Genomic DNA, 16,052 nt, shown 5'->3' with positions numbered 1-16,052 from the left:
CGAAGGATCACTCCACTAGAACGGTGAAACCTTGCCCGACAAAGATGTCTTTCGCAATCGGGCTGCTTAAGAAGTTGAGGAAATCCATGGCCTTCTGCCCATTGTGGGTTGCCGCGGCAGGGTAGACTATCGGCCCGTGGCTGTCTGCGGGGAACCGGTCAACGACGCTAACGTCGCTCACTCCGACAATGTCGGAGCCGTAGACGATGCCAAGCCCGGCCGCTCCACGGCGGACAAGCGCCAGGGCTGCCCGAACATTGTCTGTCTGGGCAATATGTGGGTGCAATTGATCCCAGAGCCCGAGGTGCTGCAACGCGGATTTGCCGTAGATGCCTGCTGGCACTGCATCAACCAACGCCATCGCCAGCGGGCGATCCTGGACCTGTTCCAGAAGCCCTGACCCGTCGTTCAGTGACAGCGCGTCACTCTTTTGTTGTGCGGCGGCGGGTGCAATCAGGAGCAGAGAGTTGCCGAGCAGATCGAACCGGGTATCCGCAGCAATCAGGTCTTGGCTCTGGGCCCAATCCATCCAGGCTGCGTTGGCAGAAATGAAGACATCCGCCGGTGCACCATATTGCAGCTGCCGGGCCAGAAGGGAGGACCCGGCCAGGGACAGATCAACGGCGATGCCGGTTTGCTCCTCATAGACCTGCGATATCTGCTCCAGCGCGGTTTTGAGACTGGCTGCGCCAAAGATGGTCAACCGATCGGCCAATGCTGCCCGGGGCAGCACGAAGGTGAGGGCAAGGGAAAGGCAAGCAACGCACCGAATTATCCACGATCCCAGACCCTTGGGCAGGGTGAACTGCTGGTTGTGTTGCACGGTAGATCCTGTCGTCGGATGACACATTGGATCATAGCGGCTCATCCGGGCAGGCTGCAAGGCGCAAGAGGGTTGGTAAAGCCACAACCCATGACCAAAAAGAAGGGTCCGAAACTAGCGGACCCTTCCTGAAATTTCTGGCGATTGCGGACACGGGACACAGGCGTGTTGCCCGTCCCTTTCTGCCTTAGAACAGCGTCACTGCGCCAACATCTGCCGCAGGCTTGGCAGCCGGTGCCGGACGTGCCGCGACCCGTTCCTGTTCGCCCAGACGCCGATCATCCTTCACCTGTGTCTGCTGTGCAGCACCCGAAACAGCGTGGAAGCGGACCCGTCGTGCCGAGGTTCCACCGACGCTGGAGGAGACAACAGCGATGCCCTCATCCCTCAGAAAGCGCTGGACAAAATCCGCATTTGAGGCCCCGATATCGGAGAGGTTGGCCGACATCTTGGCGCCGCCAAAGACCTTTGCCTTCAGGTTTTCGCGGCGAGCGCCCTTTTTCATGATGCCGTTGATCAGCAGTTCCATCGCGTGGATCCCATAGCGGGCATTGACGCTATCGCTGGCCGTCGAGGAGGCCAGCAGGAAATGGTTCATGCCGCCGACGCCCACTTGGTCATCGTAGATACATGCCGCGATACAGGACCCAAGCACGGTAGAGAAGACCACGGTTGGTGATGTCGATACGCGATACTCGCCCTGTAGGACGGTCACCGTGGTGGAGTTAGCAAATACGCTCAAGGTGATTTCCTTCCCAGTTATCTGTCAGGTCTTGCAAGCCTGAATCAATGTTCCGGCCATTCGCGCAAGCGAGACCTGTTGCTGCGCGGCGCCCATTTCCCAGGCGACACGTGGCATCCCGTAGACGACGCTGCTTTTTTCGTCCTGAGCAAAGGTTTTCGCCCCAGCTTTGCGCAGTTCAAGCAGCCCTTGCGCCCCATCTTGGCCCATACCGGTTAAGATTGTCGCAACAACGCTCTTTGCCATCGGGACTGCGGACATAAAAAGCGCATCAACCGACGGCATGTGACCCGAAATCGGCGGGCCTTCCTTGAAGCGTGTGCGATAGGGTTTGCGAGGGGTGAGCCCCATGTGGCGGGGCTGCCCTGCGGCCACATATACATGGCCGGGCGACAAGTTCATATTGTCATCCGCAGACAGCACCTTTGCCGGACAGATGCGATCCAGAAGCGAGACCAGCCCGCGCCCAAAATTCTTGCCGGTGTGCTGAACAATCAATGTTGGCGGACAGTTCAGCGGAAATCCGACCAATACGCTGCGCAGGGCTTCGACACCGCCGGTGGATGAACCGATGAGGATGATCTTGTCGCTGCCGGGGCCTGCGGCAGCGGCAGTGCCCTTTTGCATGGGAGAGGCCTGATCCCGTCGCGGGGCCTTGACCATCATGTCGAAGTAGCGGGCAAAATCACGCGGATTGTCGGATTTTGTGAGTTCGAAGATCCCGGCACCCACATCGAGCAGGGGGGATGAGCTGCGCGCCGGCGTCGATGTCTGGCTGTCCATCACAGATACCCAACGGATATCCAGCGCAGAGAACAGGGCCAGCATCATTTCGAATTCGGGCAGTTTGGTGAACCCATCTTCGACAAAGGCGAATGTGGGTTGCCCGGCTTCCGCCTGATTATAGGCCATCATCAGATTATTGGCCAAGAGCACTTGGAGGCCAGGATAGGTGGCCTCCATGTGGTGTTGTATGGTCTGCGCAAAACGCCGGTCCGTGGTGATGATCAATAGGCTCTGTGACAATGCTCATTCCGCTTGTTGCGTTCGGACAAGGGCCGAAGTGTTTCAGATGTAGGGGCGCCCGGTCCAACTGCGGTCCGGGCGCCTTCCGCAGGATCAGAAATCCTGCCAGATGTCCCTGGCCGCGTTGCCATTGGTGCTGGCAGCTGCCGGTGCCGGTTGCGGTGTGACCGCCTCCATATCCCAGTCGTCGCCATGGGCGCTGGGGGCAGAGGGCGCCTCGTCAGGAGCTTCGTCAAACGCCATGGTTTGCGGCTTCTGCATCGCTCCGGTCTGGCCTTCAGTCGATTTTGGCATGGGGGCTGTATTGCCGCGGGATTGAGCTGCGCCCGCCGCGACCCGGAAATGGGCGACCAGCTGGGCCAGCTTGGTGGCATCGGCATTGAGCATATGCCCGGCGGCAGTGGCCTCTTCGACCATGGCGGCGTTCTGCTGGGTGACCTGGTCAAGCTGGGTCACGCCGGTGTTGATCTCATGCAGACCGGTCGACTGTTCGCTGGCACCGGTTGCGATGCCCGAAACCAGTTTCGAGATATGACCGACCCGCTCGACGATGCTTTGCAGCGCATCGCCGGTTTTGCCCACCAGATCAACGCCCCGCTCCACCTGCTTGGTGCTGTCGCCGATCAGCGTCTTGATCTCCATCGCCGCATCCGAGGACCGCTGCGCCAGGGCGCGCACCTCGCTGGCGACCACGGCAAAGCCCTTGCCCGCCTCGCCGGCCCGCGCGGCCTCGACACCGGCATTCAGCGCCAGGAGGTTGGTCTGGAAGGCGATGTCGTCAATCACCCCGATGATCTGCGAAATATGGGTCGAGGACTGCTCGATCTCGGTCATTGCGGAGACGGCGCTCTGCACCACGGTGCCACTGGTTTCGGCCTCTTGTTTGGCTTCCTGCATGATGCTTTCGACACTGCGGGCGCCTTCGGCGGCGGATTTCACGCTGGCCGTCATCTCGTCCAGGGCGGCGGCGGTTTCCTCCAGCGTGGCGGCCTGGCTTTCGGTGCGGTTGGACAGGTCGTCGGAGGCCTGGCTGATCTCATTGGCGCCGTTGCGGATGCTTTCGGCGGTGTCGATCACCTGGGTCACAGTGGCGCTCAGCGTTTCCGCTGTGCGGTTGAAATTCTCCCGCAGCTTCTCGTGATGCGCCGGGAACGGATCGCTGATCGGCTGGGAGAAATCGCCACCGGCAAGACGCACCAGGCCGGAGCTCAGCTGTTCGACGACGATTTCCTGTTGCCGCTGCAGTTCCGCGCGCTCCAGTTCCGCCGAGCGAGCCTGTTTCAGATCATCCTGCAGGCTGATCAACTGCTTGCCGATATCGCCGATTTCATCGTTTTGATTCGCTTCCGGGATCGGTGATTCGAGATTCCCGGACGCAACCTCTTCGATTCGACCGCAGATCCGGTTGATCGGTTTGGTGATTGAGCGCGCAAACAGCCAGCCGAATACAGACATACCTGCGGCACAGGCCAGCGAGATCAACAGCAGACGATTGCGATCGCGGTTTACGGGGGCAAACAGCTCTGCGCGGTCCTGTTCGGCCACGATCGCCCAGTTGGCCTGCGGCAGGCCTACGGGCTCAGAGTAGGCGACTACAGCACTGCCGGTCAAACCAGTTGTGTTGGCATAGAAGCCTGAATTGCCAGCGAGGGCGTCAGACAGGTGCTCGGCTGTGTCCAGTTCGTCAAGAACCTTGTGATGGTCGTCATGGCGCGATTTGGTGCGGACTTTCATATCCTGACCGACGATGAACACATTCAGCGTTTCGGTCATCTCGCTTGCCGGGTTTACGATATTCGTCAGCATCTCGACGGGCACTTGCAACGCCAGGACACCCTGAAGTTTTCCTGCACCATCGAACACTGGAGTCGCAACAAATGCGGCCGGATCGCCGTTGCTGGGCGCATAGCCTTCGAGATCGGCAAAGATCACGGTTCCCGCCGATGCCTTGATGGCCGAGCGGAATGCCTTGCCCAGACCTGATGCGGCATAGGCGCCATCAACCAGATTGGAGGCATAGTCCGCTTCCTTCGTCACGGAATAAACGATGTCGCCTGCCGGGTTGATCAAGAAGACGTCGTAATACCCCTTGTTCTGCAGAACGGCAGTCAGTGACGGATGAAAACGGGCATGGTGCATGTGATAGGGCGAATCGCCGACCCCCCGGTTAAGGAGGTGTTTTTCGCCGGCTTTGTTCGGGTTGGCGTCAACATAGGCGTTCCGCAGAACCTTTTGTGCGTCACCTTCGATCCCGTCCCAGGTCATGGTGAACCACTCCAGCGCGGTGGCCGTCGACGGAATGGTGGCCAAGGTCGACGCATCGGCCTCGATACCCTCCATCAGCGCACGCAGGGCAACACGGCGATCCTCTGTCATCGCGTGGAATTGTTGTTCGGCGTGTTTCATCGCCGCATTTTGCAGCGCAACCGAGCTGATCGTGACGAAAGCCGCCGTTATCAGCACACCGAACCCCACAATGAAGAGGGGCAACTTATACGCCAGACGCAAGGTGGGAATAATTTTCATCGGACACTCCATTCACAGGCACAAGAAGAGGATGGTGGCCTCTGCTTTCCCTTCTTGATGCCTGCTAGGAGTTAATTTCGAGCTTACGAGCGGTTGGTTTTTCACGGCAATTTCCCGGTAAAACTCCACAGCCGGGGCACCGCCGGAGTCCGTATAATTATATTACCCTACGCTGCTGTTGTTTTTGTGGCGGTACGCCCGGCGGAAAAATTCAGACGATTTGCAGCCGGTAAAATTTTGCGAAATTGCAGTTGGTTTTTACCGCCAAATCCTCGCTAATTCCGGGCCCCGGGGCGCCGGTCCGGCAATCAAATATTAAGGCCCGGCGTCTACTCCTACCGTATCGACTTGAAACCTGTCGCCGAATACGGGGGTGCGAATCGCTGACCATGACGACGGAAACGCAAAAACACATCTTGGACCTGCCCAATGCTTTCTCGGATCTTGATCCGCTGATTTCATTCTTGCGCGGGGCGCGCACTCAGGCAGTGGAGATTGATTGCAGCAGTGTGGCGGTCATGCCGTCACGCTGCCTGCAGCTTCTGCTGAGCGCAGAACAGCAATGGCGATCGGAGGGGCTGGGGTTCTCAGTCTCTAAGATCACTGAAGGGTGCCGGAAATCGCTCACTCTTTTGGGGCTCGAGCCCAACCGATTTGAAGACGAGGAAACAGCATGAAGACGAAAGTTCTGGCAATCGACGATTCCCGCACGATCCGGAATCTCCTGGCCGCCGCTCTTGAAGAGGCCGGTTTTGAATACCATTGCGCGGTGGATGGCCGCGAAGGTGTGGACATGTATGCCGACGTGGCTCCGGATGTGGTGATTACCGACATCAACATGCCAAACCTCGACGGGTTCGGCGTCATCGAAGAGCTGCGCGGGGAAGGCATCAATTCCAAGGTTCCAATCCTGGTCCTGACCACCGAGAGCGCGCCCGAACTGAAGGCCCGCGCCCGCGGTGCCGGCGCGACCGGATGGATCACCAAACCATTCGACGACGCATCCCTGATTTTCGCGCTGAAACGCGTCACCGGGGCCGCAGCCTAAGATGGCCGGGTCGATACAGGACACATTCTTCGAGGAGTGCGAAGAGCTCCTCGAAGCAATGGATGAGGGTTTGACCGCTATCGAAGGAGGCGATCATGACCCTGAGGTGGTCAATGCTGTCTTCCGGGCGGTTCATTCGATCAAAGGGGGGGCGGGCGCATTTGGCTTGGATGAGCTGGTGGCCTTTGCCCATAAATTCGAAACCGTCTTTGACGAAGTGCGGGCCAACCGGCTTGGTCTTGATACCAAGCTGATCCAGCTGTTGCTGCGCTCCAGCGATCATCTCTCTGATCTCGTTTCGACCGCGCGCGATGGTGGCAGCACCGATGAGGCCCATCACGATGTGCTCATCGCGGCTCTCGAGGAATATATCGATGAGGATGAAGAAGAGGTGGTTTTCCAGCCCATGGGGTTGGGCGGTGCCTTTGAGATGTCGCCAATCGAGGTGGAGAAAGAGCGGGTTTACTCGATCCGTTTCCATCCATTGAAAGACATGTACGGGACCGGTAACGAGCCTTACTTCCTGTTCCAGACGCTAGCTGATCTGGGCACGCTGGAGGTGGCGCTTGACGAGAGCGAGTTGCCAGGTTTCGATGCTCTGGATACCGACGAGAGCTATCTTATCTGGGCCTTGACGCTCACCACAACAGAGCCAAAGTCTGCAATCGAGTCTGTGTTTGAATTTGTCGAAGGGCTGTGCGAGCTGTCCATCGAATCCGACATGGATGAAGAAGACGAGGCCAATGCTCTGGCTGCACTGGAGGCTGCATTTGGTGCCGCTCCAGAGGAAGGCGGTGATCAGGTGGCTGCCCCTTTTGAACCGCCGGTCTCAGCTCCAGAACCGGAGGCTGTGGCGGCCCCGGTGGCCGCGAAAGCGGCTGCGCCAAAAGCTGAGGCCGCGAAGTCCGAGCAGCGTGGGCCAAATCCAACGCTGCGGGTCGACCTGGAACGCGTCGATCGTCTGATCAACGCCGTCGGCGAATTGATCATTAACCATTCGATGTTGGCACAGCAAATTGCCAACCTTGATGTTGCGGATCTGCGGGACGTCGAGACCGAACTGGAGGGCTTTAAAAATCTTGCCCGCGATATCCAGGAAGGTGTCATGTCTATTCGCGCGCAACCCGTCAAACCGCTGTTTCAGCGTATGGCGCGGATTGTTCGTGAGGCCTCAGCCGCAACTGGAAAAACGGCTAAGCTGATCACCGAGGGTGAGAATACCGAGGTCGACAAGACGGTCATCGAGCGACTCTCCGATCCGTTGACCCATATCTTGCGGAACGCGGTCGATCACGGTGTCGAAAAGCCCGACGATCGCGAAGCTGCGGGTAAGAGCCGCAGTGGCGAGATCCGTCTGTCAGCCTCTCACCGGTCCGGTAGTGTCTGTATCGAGATCAAGGACGATGGTGCCGGCGTTAATCGCCCGCGGGTGAAGCAGATCGCGATCGACAAAGGTCTCATTCCAGAGAATGCGGACCTGACCGACAGCGAGATCGACAACCTGTTGTTCTTGCCTGGTTTCTCCACAGCCAAGGAGATTTCCAATCTCTCCGGGCGTGGTGTTGGCATGGATGTGGTCAAAAACGCTGTCACGGCTTTGGGCGGGCGGATCAATATTGCCTCTACCCCGGGCAAGGGGTCGGTCTTCACCATCATCCTGCCCCTGACACTTGCAGTCATGGATGGAATGGTTGTTTCGGTCGCCGACCAAACGATGGTTGTCCCGATCACGTCCATTGTCGAAACAATGCGCGGCAGTGATGACATGGTCAACAATCTGGGGGCCGATGGCACGCTGCTGTCGATCAGGGGTAACTTCGTCCCTGTTTGCGATGTGGGCGGGGCGCTTGGATTGTCCAAGGCCGACCAGGATCAGCCACCGGGCGTCTATCTTCTGGTAGAAACGGAGACTGGTCAGCGCAGTGCCTTGGCCGTGGACGATATTCACGATCAACGCCAGGTGGTCATCAAAAGCCTCGATGGCGTTTGCGGGAATATTCCCGGCGTCGCCGCTGCCACCATTCTTGGTGACGGTAAGATCGCTATGATCCTTGATCCTGAAAGTATTCTTGCGGCTTCGCCTTCTGCAGCCGCTTTCGACACAGAGCGGAGAATAAGCAATGCAATCGCAAGCTGAAGCCAAATATGAAGATTCAGAAGTCAAACACGCCCAGCACAGCGAATTTGTCAGTTTCACCGTTGCTGGTCAGGCGTTCTGTCTGAAAATCACGCAGATCCGGGAAATCCGTCGCTGGTCTCCGGTGACGATCCTGCCTCATGCGCCCGCAGATGTCTTGGGCGTGATGAACCTACGCGGCGCGGTGATCCCGATCTACGATCTGTCCGCGCGGTTTGGGCTGCAGCAGACCGAAGCGAGCGAGCGAAACGTCGTGATCGTTGTCTCGGTGCACGGCAAGCCGGTTGGTCTGCTGGCAGAGTCCGTATCGGAGATCATCTCGATCAACCCGGATGATATCCAGGACACCCCGCCGGTGGATAGTCGCAACACGATGGACTACATCCAAGGGATTATTTCGCACGATGAAACCATGGTGCGGATCATCAATCTGGATGCGGTCATCACTGTACCGGAACAGGTGATCTCGTGACCATTGCCAATCCCATTGATTCTCGTGCGGATGGTTTCACCCTGTCTGATCAGGATTTCGAAGCCATCGCCGATTTCGCGCACAAGCACTTTGGGCTGGCCATGTCCAGCAGCAAGAAACCCTTGGTTTCTTCTCGCTTGGCGCGGCGGTTGCGCAAGCTCAACTATACCGATTTCAAATCCTACCTGAAGGAGTTGAACGGACCAAATGCGGATGTCGAGCGCAGCGAGCTGCTGTCTCTGCTGACGACAAATGTGACGCAGTTCTTTCGAGAGCCGCATCACTTTGACACTTTGCGCGACGACGTGCTGCCGCCGCTCCTGGAAAAGGCGCGTCGCGGAGATCGGGTGCGAATTTGGTCGGCAGGGTGTTCGAACGGGCAGGAACCCTACACCATCGCGATGGTGCTAAAGGAACTGTGCCCGGATGTTGAGAAACTGGATGTCAAAATCCTTGGCACCGATATCGATCCTGTTGTTGTCCGCAAGGCGTCGTCGGCACGCTACTCTGCTGAAGAGCTGTCGCAGATCCCGCAGAAATACAGCGGCTACTATAAGATCGAAGGGCAAGATGGTGCGATCCGCGAAGATCTGCGTGCCCTGCTGACATTTGGTGTGCTCAACCTGATCGAACCCTTTCCGTTCAAAGGAAAGTTTGACGCCATCTTCTGTCGAAACGTGGCCATCTACTTCGACACCCCGACCCAGCAAAAGGTCTGGCACGCCTTTCAGCGCAGTCTCAATCCGGGAGGCTATCTGTTTATCGGCCACTCGGAACGTATGTCCGGCCCTGCGGCATCGGCGCTGCAGACCGTCGGGATCACCACTTACTTAAACTCTCCTGCCGGTGGGAACACCTGAGCAGTCCGGCAAAAAAAGAGAAAATGAGGAACTAAAAATGAGCTTGAAAGACTCTCTGCGTGTGATGGTCGTTGACGATATGTCTACCAGCCGAGGCATCCTGACCCAATGTCTGGACGAGCTTGGCGTGAGTAACTACATGGTTGAAAACAACGGGCAATCTGCGTTTCAGAAGCTCGTGACCAATCCGGTTCACCTAGTGCTGTCCGACTACAACATGCCGGGCATGGATGGGCTTGGCCTGCTGAAAGCGCTGCGTGAGCACCGCGTGACACAACGTGTCGGCTTTATCCTCGTCACGGGCAAACCGACACCGGAGATCGTTGAAGTCGGTCGTCGCCTGGCGATGAATAACATCATTCGCAAGCCGTTCACCGTTGCCACTATGAAGCAGGCAATCGAGCAAGTGGTTGGCCGCCTATGAACATGCAGTCGACACCACCGCCAAAGGGTCACACGGTGAGTGATCTTTGCGATGTGTCACGCGCGGAAATGCAGCGGTTGCAAACCCAGGTGCAGGCGCTTGAAGATACGGTGCTTACAATCTTTGAGCGTGGGACGCCTCCAACCCGCGAAGAGCGGCAATCTCTGCAGGATTTCGATCTTGTCGTGCAGACGCTTGCGGCCCTGGGAAAGTTCTATGCGGAACTACAGAAGCTTGCGAAGGAAACCGGCGGTATCAATCTCAACGATAGCAGCGCCGTGGTGACATTGCACAAACTGCGTGACCGGCTCCGCGATCCGGCCAGCGCATCTCAGAAGTGAGACCCTCTGCACCGCCCATCGGGCGGTGCAGTCATATCTTGGGTCGTGCGCATGCCTGGTCGCTGGCGTATCTGCCGCATGTTTCGACTGATGTTATGTCAGGCGGTGGCGTAGCGCGGGCAGGCGCGTCAGGATCAACCCGTCCAGCATCAGCAGCGCCAGAAGAGCCAGCCCCGCCATCGGAAAGGCAATGCATACGGCAATCCCGACCAGTCCTGCGCCTTTCCAGAGAGGCAGTTCCTTGGGCATCGGCGGGGCGGAGAGACGGCCTGATTTGGCAGGACGACGCTTCCACCAGAGCACCACGGCACTGGCACATAAAAACAGGATGCAGAGGCAAACCAGCGTATTTGCCAGAACGCTCCACAGCCCCAACGTGCCCATATGGAGGGCAATCCCGACGGCCATCGCCTTTCCGGGCCAAGAATAATCGGCAAATCGGACATCCACCAGAATCTTGCCGGTGTAGCGGTCGACATGGACAGTCCGGTCAGAGGTGGGGTTGATACTGTCGGTGCTCATGGAATCGCGGCTCAGGGTCCAGACACCGGTATCGCCGCGTGCAATGCTGAGCTGATATCGTCCGCCAAATCCGATCTGGCGCGCCAGGGCGTCAACGCTGTCGATGTCGACAGTTGCACCGATAACACCGCTGATGCCCGCAGCTCCCCCTGAAGCTGGCATCGGCGTCTGCTCAAGTGCCCAGGGAACCTCGCGGCGGGTGTGGTCCATGCTGGCATGGGTATCGCCGGACAGGGGGACGTTATCCCATTTCTCCGCCGGAAACTGGCTCCAGGCCTGAACCATTTTCCCACCCCAGAGTCCGGCCCAGGCAAGGCCTGAAACCAGAAACAGTGCAAGAAAAAGCGAAATCCAGAAACCGACCACCCCGTGCAGAGATCTCCACGTCGTCCGGCCGCGTCCCCGGCTCGGCAGCAATGCGTGGCGCCAGCCCAGATTTCGGGGCCACCACATGTATAGGCCGGTCGCGATCAGCAGCATGGTCAGAGAGGCAGCGGTTTCCAGGATGCGGTCGCCAGTGACGCCGAGCATCAGATCGCTATGCAGACTGTCGGCGAAATCATACCATCCGCTGCGGCGCGGGAAGGTTTCGATGACCGTGGCCGTATAGGGGTCAACCGCAACCATCACTGCGTCACCGTCGTGATCGATGCGAAAGAGCGCGGCGAGGTCGGCCCCTCGGGGGGCCACATATGTTTTCAAGATGCCATCAGGCAGGATTGCCTGCGCGGCATCGGCCTGCGCCGAAAGTGGCAGGGCGTGGGCTTGGGCAGTGACGGGGGTACGTTCGCCATCGCGCCCGTCAACCCAGGCGATCCACAGCATGGCCAGCCCGGTTAGCGCGAGTGTTGCGAGAAACGGAATGACGAACAGACCGGTGTAGAAATGCCACCGCCAGGCAGCAAAATAGAGTTTCTGCGTGCGGCCCTGCGGCTGCACGGGGGAATGGGGCAGGGTCATAGGTTGGCTCCAGGCCTTTTTTCGCTGCCGGTGTGGCAGCGCATAGTTTGCAATTGACGTCAGAGAAGGAAGGTCAATGGCGCTGGAGGGGCCCGGGTGCGATGTGCCGGACCACGCGGGCGGTCTCGGCGCAGCGGTTTGACGACGGCTGCGCGTGTTCTCGGACGCTGTACCAAGCTCAGGCCGGGCGTTTCTGGATGGCTCGGCATCAGGGCCGCAGCGGTCAGTCGGCAGGCCTCACATTTTGCAAGAGCACCGTGATCTGGGTCCGTGCTGTCACCACAGAGATCGCTTAATGTGCCGCCTGCGGCGACAAAGGCGGCATAGTCGGGCGAGTCAACGGCGCGGTCATAGCGATGTTCAAATCCGGTGCCGACCATGGCCAGCACAAGCGCTAGCATCATGGCCAGCCGTGGCAGGATATGTACCGCGAATCGCATGTGTGGTGTGTTACTTCGACTGCGGCGTGATGGCGAGTGCTTCTGCTGTATTACTAAGGTTTGTGAGCAAAATCATTGCACTAGGTTGGTGCAGTCCCGACGATGGTGTCGCGCTAGGTGTCCGTCGCCGGTCGTCGGGTGGAGACCAGGGCCCGTCCGAAGAGCAACGCGAAGCCGAAGAAGGCGATGCACCACGCGATTGCCGAGATCAGATAGAGCTCATGCGCGATATCGGACCCGCTGTTCGCCACGAGCCGCGCGAAGGTGGCTATTATGATCGCCAACAGGAGCAGTCGGGTGCCTGCTCCTGCGACCAGTGGGCGGCCGGTATGTCCGAGCGTGGCACGGATCATGACGGCCAGCGTCATTATGCCAATAGCCCCGGCCATCCACAGATGCTGGGCGGATGCGGGATCCAGCGGCAGCCGCAGCAGCCGGATCGAGGCCATCAGGAGGGCGCCGACGGGGATCATTGCATAAGCCAGATGCAGAATGCCCAGCAGTGGCTCCGCTCCTGTGTGATGTCCCTGCCAGCGGACCAGTCGCAGCATCTGCGCAACACCAAAGATGGCCAGCGCCGCTGCGGCTGCGATGTGATCTGGTACAGCAACCCATATGGCCAAGGTCGGCAGGCTGAGTGCCAATGCGATTTTGTCCAGAGATTGCATTGGATCCGCAGGACGCACATCAGCCCCCTGTTTGACCAACCAGTTCCGGGTGAAACTGGGGATGATACGTCCGCCGATCAGGCAGATCATTCCAATCGCGTTGGCCAGTCCCAGACGCAGCCCCAACCCCTGTGCGGGATAGCCGCCCGCAGCCGTTTCCAGATGCAGCAGAATCAGCGCCAATGCGTGTATTGCCAGCAATAGAAGGATGACGAGGTTGCGCCAGTTCTTTCCTGCGATGATCTCGCGCAGGACCACGGCGCCAAGCATGAGTGGAAAACTCACATCGACCAGAGTGACGGTCCAGACCGGAAGAAATGCGCCACATAGCGTCACGAGACGTCCCGCCATCCACAACAGAACCAGTGCCAGCAGTGGTCCTCCGGTGAGCGGAGCGCGACCGGTCCAGTTTGGCACGGCGGTAAGCAGAAAGCCCGCGAGAACGGCGCTGAGGTAACCAAAGAGAAAAGTCTTCGCGTGCCAGGATACAGGATCAAGCCTGAGCGGTAGGGTCAGCGTGCCGCCGAGCAGCCCGATCCAGGCGATCATCGCCAGTCCTGCCCAAAGCGTCGCAAGCAGGAAAAACGGCCGGAAACCATAGGAGAGTATCGGCGGGGTGCGCAATGTCGTTGTGGTATTTCCGGCATCTGCCTTGGTGGTCACGGCCATGGGTCAGCTCCGCTGGTATTCGGGTAACAGGTTCAAGATTGCGGCACTTCGGCGCTGTCCATAAGGCGTCGGATATGTCCGGCAAAGGCGTAGGTGGCGGGCAGGGCGATTACCGCACCTATGATGATCGACGGGGATATGCCCAGAACGGGCAGACCCAGCCAGCTGGTGATCAGAGCAGCGAAATATACGTTCAGTGCCATCGCACCGGCGCCAAACGGGTAGAGTGTGACGGCTATGCGCAAGCGCGACCAACCGGCTCGCGCAGTCATCGCCGCATCACCAGCATGTGCACCGCCGCAAGCGCCATAACCAAGGCGATGCAGGCCAGTGCAAACCAGAATTCGGCAGTTGCCGATTGCGCCTGCGGAACAGGCCGGTCAAAGCCCTTGGCTATGGCGGGCGAAGCGACGGTCGCGGCGCAGGATAGGATGAGCAAGATACGGCGCATGTCAGGTCTCCTGTGTGAGTGTTCGGTAAATGTCGGGCAGCGCGCGGGTCAGCCGTGTGGGATCCGACAGCAGTGAAAACCCGCCGCGTCCGAAAATTCGGGCAAACCAGTCCTGACCGTCTTCGTCGATGATGATGCCGTGCAGGCGCTGGCCTGCGCGCCGGGCTGTCCGAACGGCCATGCGGCTGTCTTCGATGCCGTGCTGGCCTTCGTAATGGTCCAGATCGTTGGGTTTGCCATCGGTGAGGATAATCAGCAGCTTACGGCTGGACGGCTCCGTTGCCAACTGCGCGCTGACGTGGCGGATTGCGGCGCCAAGCCGTGTATAATGGCCCGGTTGCAACGCGCCGATATTGGCGGTGACGTCCTCAGACATCGGCGTATCGAACCCCTTGCAGCGGGTCAGGAAAACGCGATCGCGGCGGAGAGAGGAGAACCCCCAGATCGCCAATCGGTCGCCGGCCACGTCGATCCCGAACGCCAGCGCCGCCATGGCATTACGCGCAATCTCAATCACGCTGCTGTCCGCAATTGCGGCCTCGGTGGAACGCGATGTGTCGATCAGAAAGGCGACCGATAAATCCCGCTGTTGCTGGCGTGTGTTCTGCCAGAGCCGGTCACTGCCGCGCCCTGTTGCGGCCAGCTCGGCGCGGGCGCTGATCACCGCATCGAGATCCAGCTCGGCGCCGTCGATCTGGCGCGGTTGCAGGATCCGGCGTGGACGCAGGGCCTCGAACTGGCGACGGACGCTGCGGATCTGGCGCGGATCGGGGCGGAAGGGACGTGTGGTGTCAGGCTGCGCTGCGGCCTCCAGCACGCGGCAATGATCCGCCATCTCGCTTTGGCTACGATGGTTCCATTCGGGATAGGTGAATTCAGCGCTCAACCGTTCGTGTTCGGCATCTGCGGGCGACAGGTCCAAATGCAGTCGAAGCCGCGAGGCAAGGCGACGGTCGTGTTTGGTCAGAGTTATCAGATCCTGATCCTCGGCGGCTTTCTGGGCATTGTCCGGATCGTCGTCATCAACGCTGCGGTTGATGTTCATGGATTCGACCCAGGACAGGATTGATTCGAATCGGTGCAGGATGAAGCTGTCCTTGCGACGGGCCTGCTCCTGGTCTGCACGCACGCCGAGCTTGCGTTGGCTCATGGTGGCGGCGGCCAGTGGTGTCCTTTGGTCATCAGGATCGGCCGCAGCCGAGGCGGAACTCTCGGGGGAGGAATAGCGCAGCCAGATCGGCACCGGAGCGAAGGGCATGTATCTTTGGGACCTGCTGCTGTCTCTTGAGGGAGTGAATTCGCCCCAGTCGGCCGCCATGGCCCAAGGATCCAACGACAAGGCGGCGACGATCTGCTCTGCCACTGCGCGTTCGGCCGTATGCAACGGTCGTGATTGGCGTTGTGTCACACATAGAGCGGCCATCCGGAGATAGGCGGGCCGCAGGCCCGGACAATGTTGGGCAGCCCGCCTGCTGGCGGCAATGTTGGCCCGGATCCGGGCCATGTCCAGCGCCTGCGCAGGCATGTCGGCGCGCGGGTGCAGTTCTGCTGGATCGGTTGCCGCCGCCAGCGCAACAAGCCAGAAATAGGCGGCCCGGTTCAGATCGTAGCTGGGAAAGCAGGCGATCACCGGCGGCAGGGCCAGCCGGGTGCCGTCATAGCAGGGGATATATTCACGCAGCCGGTCAGCGGCGATCCGATGGCCGAAGGAGCGACGATGCTGCGCGACGGTAGCGGGGGTTTCGACCAATTCCACAGAGGCAGTTCCCCCCAAGGCGCGAAACAGGACGGCAAGGCTGCGCCGCAGGTCCTGCAACCGGCAGGCCGCAGCAGATAGCATTTCACCATCCGTTGCGACCTCACCGGCGAGATTGCTGGCCATATCGTGCCAGAGGTTGCCAACAGTTTCCTCCGGCTCCATCAGGTCGAGCAATTTCATGGCG

At 59.4% G+C, this 16,052-nt stretch carries 17 protein-coding genes; 7 read left to right on the top strand and 10 right to left on the bottom strand.

Translation table 11 applies throughout. From position 1 onward, the window contains the following. Window positions 1–7: 7 nt before the first annotated feature. From modA to VWZ85_RS00735, 4 genes are all read right to left on the bottom strand, one after another. Window positions 8–775 (bottom strand): molybdate ABC transporter substrate-binding protein, encoded by a 768-nt coding sequence (gene modA, locus VWZ85_RS00750; protein WP_416595402.1) that lies wholly within the window; start codon window positions 773–775, stop codon window positions 8–10. A gap of 235 nt (window positions 776–1,010) precedes the next feature. Next, the gene (locus VWZ85_RS00745) at window positions 1,011–1,565 is read right to left on the bottom strand and encodes a chemotaxis protein CheD (RefSeq protein ID WP_340547720.1); all 555 of its coding nucleotides are present in this window, start codon (window positions 1,563–1,565) and stop codon (window positions 1,011–1,013) included. A gap of 24 nt (window positions 1,566–1,589) precedes the next feature. Then, window positions 1,590–2,528 (bottom strand): CheB methylesterase domain-containing protein, encoded by a 939-nt coding sequence (locus VWZ85_RS00740; RefSeq protein ID WP_340547745.1) that lies wholly within the window; start codon window positions 2,526–2,528, stop codon window positions 1,590–1,592. Window positions 2,529–2,684: 156 nt separating this feature from the next. Continuing rightward, window positions 2,685–5,117 (bottom strand): methyl-accepting chemotaxis protein, encoded by a 2,433-nt coding sequence (locus VWZ85_RS00735; RefSeq protein ID WP_416586430.1) that lies wholly within the window; start codon window positions 5,115–5,117, stop codon window positions 2,685–2,687. 389 nt (window positions 5,118–5,506) lie between these two features. Between VWZ85_RS00735 and VWZ85_RS00730 the strand changes: the two genes are divergently transcribed. From VWZ85_RS00730 to VWZ85_RS00700, 7 genes are read left to right on the top strand one after another with little or no spacing between them, the layout of a single operon-like run. Next, window positions 5,507–5,794 (top strand): STAS domain-containing protein, encoded by a 288-nt coding sequence (locus VWZ85_RS00730; RefSeq protein ID WP_340547718.1) that lies wholly within the window; start codon window positions 5,507–5,509, stop codon window positions 5,792–5,794. After that, window positions 5,791–6,165 (top strand): response regulator, encoded by a 375-nt coding sequence (locus VWZ85_RS00725; RefSeq protein ID WP_340547717.1) that lies wholly within the window; start codon window positions 5,791–5,793, stop codon window positions 6,163–6,165. The genes VWZ85_RS00730 and VWZ85_RS00725 overlap by 4 nt, the downstream gene beginning before the upstream one ends. 1 nt (window position 6,166) lies before the next feature. Next, window positions 6,167–8,302 (top strand): chemotaxis protein CheA, encoded by a 2,136-nt coding sequence (locus VWZ85_RS00720; RefSeq protein WP_416535507.1) that lies wholly within the window; start codon window positions 6,167–6,169, stop codon window positions 8,300–8,302. Then, entirely contained in the window at window positions 8,286–8,774 is a 489-nt protein-coding gene (locus VWZ85_RS00715; RefSeq protein WP_340547715.1) for a chemotaxis protein CheW, read from the top strand. The genes VWZ85_RS00720 and VWZ85_RS00715 overlap by 17 nt, the downstream gene beginning before the upstream one ends. Further along, a complete protein-coding gene (locus VWZ85_RS00710; protein ID WP_340547714.1) occupies window positions 8,771–9,634 on the top strand; it encodes a CheR family methyltransferase in 864 nt (287 codons plus the stop codon). Before VWZ85_RS00715 ends, VWZ85_RS00710 begins: the two co-directional genes overlap by 4 nt. 37 nt (window positions 9,635–9,671) lie before the next feature. Next, the gene (locus VWZ85_RS00705; RefSeq protein ID WP_340547713.1) at window positions 9,672–10,058 is read left to right on the top strand and encodes a response regulator; all 387 of its coding nucleotides are present in this window, start codon (window positions 9,672–9,674) and stop codon (window positions 10,056–10,058) included. Between the two features lie 35 nt (window positions 10,059–10,093). Beyond that, window positions 10,094–10,399: a hypothetical protein gene (locus tag VWZ85_RS00700; RefSeq protein ID WP_340547712.1), complete on the top strand. Its 306-nt coding sequence runs from the start codon at window positions 10,094–10,096 to the stop codon at window positions 10,397–10,399. A gap of 93 nt (window positions 10,400–10,492) precedes the next feature. On the opposite strand, the gene VWZ85_RS00695 is transcribed toward VWZ85_RS00700, so the two are convergent. From VWZ85_RS00695 to VWZ85_RS00670, 6 genes are all read right to left on the bottom strand, one after another. Next, window positions 10,493–11,881, bottom strand: a complete 1,389-nt coding sequence (locus VWZ85_RS00695; RefSeq protein WP_416586428.1) for a PepSY-associated TM helix domain-containing protein — start codon at window positions 11,879–11,881, stop codon at window positions 10,493–10,495. A gap of 59 nt (window positions 11,882–11,940) precedes the next feature. Continuing rightward, window positions 11,941–12,321, bottom strand: a complete 381-nt coding sequence (locus VWZ85_RS00690; RefSeq protein WP_416586426.1) for a DUF2946 family protein — start codon at window positions 12,319–12,321, stop codon at window positions 11,941–11,943. A 113-nt stretch (window positions 12,322–12,434) separates the two neighbouring features. Then, window positions 12,435–13,658: an NnrS family protein gene (locus VWZ85_RS00685; RefSeq protein ID WP_416586424.1), complete on the bottom strand. Its 1,224-nt coding sequence runs from the start codon at window positions 13,656–13,658 to the stop codon at window positions 12,435–12,437. A gap of 32 nt (window positions 13,659–13,690) precedes the next feature. Continuing rightward, on the bottom strand, window positions 13,691–13,861 hold the full coding sequence (locus VWZ85_RS00680; protein WP_416535503.1) for an NnrT protein: 171 nt from the start codon (window positions 13,859–13,861) through the stop codon (window positions 13,691–13,693). A 65-nt stretch (window positions 13,862–13,926) separates the two neighbouring features. Next, window positions 13,927–14,109 carry a protein NnrT gene (locus VWZ85_RS00675; RefSeq protein WP_416538079.1) on the bottom strand — a complete coding sequence of 61 codons (183 nt, stop codon included), beginning with the start codon at window positions 14,107–14,109 and terminating at the stop codon, window positions 13,927–13,929. A 1-nt stretch (window position 14,110) separates the two neighbouring features. Next, on the bottom strand, window positions 14,111–16,048 hold the full coding sequence (locus tag VWZ85_RS00670; RefSeq protein ID WP_416586422.1) for a nitric oxide reductase activation protein NorD: 1,938 nt from the start codon (window positions 16,046–16,048) through the stop codon (window positions 14,111–14,113). Window positions 16,049–16,052: the final 4 nt, after the last annotated feature.

The sequence above is a fragment of the Phaeobacter sp. JH20_29 genome, assembly GCF_048056175.1.
GTDB lineage: Bacteria > Pseudomonadota > Alphaproteobacteria > Rhodobacterales > Rhodobacteraceae > Phaeobacter > Phaeobacter bryozoorum.
Note: the sequence above shows the minus strand (reverse complement) of the source record. Positions and strands in the feature narration are given on the sequence as shown.

Bases quoted from the DNA above. Each gene is read 5' to 3' on its own strand.
- VWZ85_RS00740 (WP_340547745.1), bottom strand. From the start codon at position 2,528: ATGGAGGCCACCTATCCTGGCCTCCAAGTGCTCTTGGCCAATAATCTG.
- VWZ85_RS00735 (WP_416586430.1), bottom strand. From the start codon at position 5,117: ATGAAAATTATTCCCACCTTGCGTCTGGCGTATAAGTTGCCCCTCTTC.
- VWZ85_RS00730 (WP_340547718.1), top strand. From the start codon at position 5,507: ATGACGACGGAAACGCAAAAACACATCTTGGACCTGCCCAATGCTTTC.
- VWZ85_RS00725 (WP_340547717.1), top strand. From the start codon at position 5,791: ATGAAGACGAAAGTTCTGGCAATCGACGATTCCCGCACGATCCGGAAT.
- VWZ85_RS00720 (WP_416535507.1), top strand. From the start codon at position 6,167: ATGGCCGGGTCGATACAGGACACATTCTTCGAGGAGTGCGAAGAGCTC.
- VWZ85_RS00715 (WP_340547715.1), top strand. From the start codon at position 8,286: ATGCAATCGCAAGCTGAAGCCAAATATGAAGATTCAGAAGTCAAACAC.
- VWZ85_RS00705 (WP_340547713.1), top strand. From the start codon at position 9,672: ATGAGCTTGAAAGACTCTCTGCGTGTGATGGTCGTTGACGATATGTCT.
- VWZ85_RS00695 (WP_416586428.1), bottom strand. From the start codon at position 11,881: ATGACCCTGCCCCATTCCCCCGTGCAGCCGCAGGGCCGCACGCAGAAA.
- VWZ85_RS00690 (WP_416586426.1), bottom strand. From the start codon at position 12,321: ATGCGATTCGCGGTACATATCCTGCCACGGCTGGCCATGATGCTAGCG.
- VWZ85_RS00685 (WP_416586424.1), bottom strand. From the start codon at position 13,658: ATGGCCGTGACCACCAAGGCAGATGCCGGAAATACCACAACGACATTG.
- VWZ85_RS00680 (WP_416535503.1), bottom strand. From the start codon at position 13,861: ATGGCACTGAACGTATATTTCGCTGCTCTGATCACCAGCTGGCTGGGT.
- VWZ85_RS00675 (WP_416538079.1), bottom strand. From the start codon at position 14,109: ATGCGCCGTATCTTGCTCATCCTATCCTGCGCCGCGACCGTCGCTTCG.
- VWZ85_RS00670 (WP_416586422.1), bottom strand. From the start codon at position 16,048: ATGAAATTGCTCGACCTGATGGAGCCGGAGGAAACTGTTGGCAACCTC.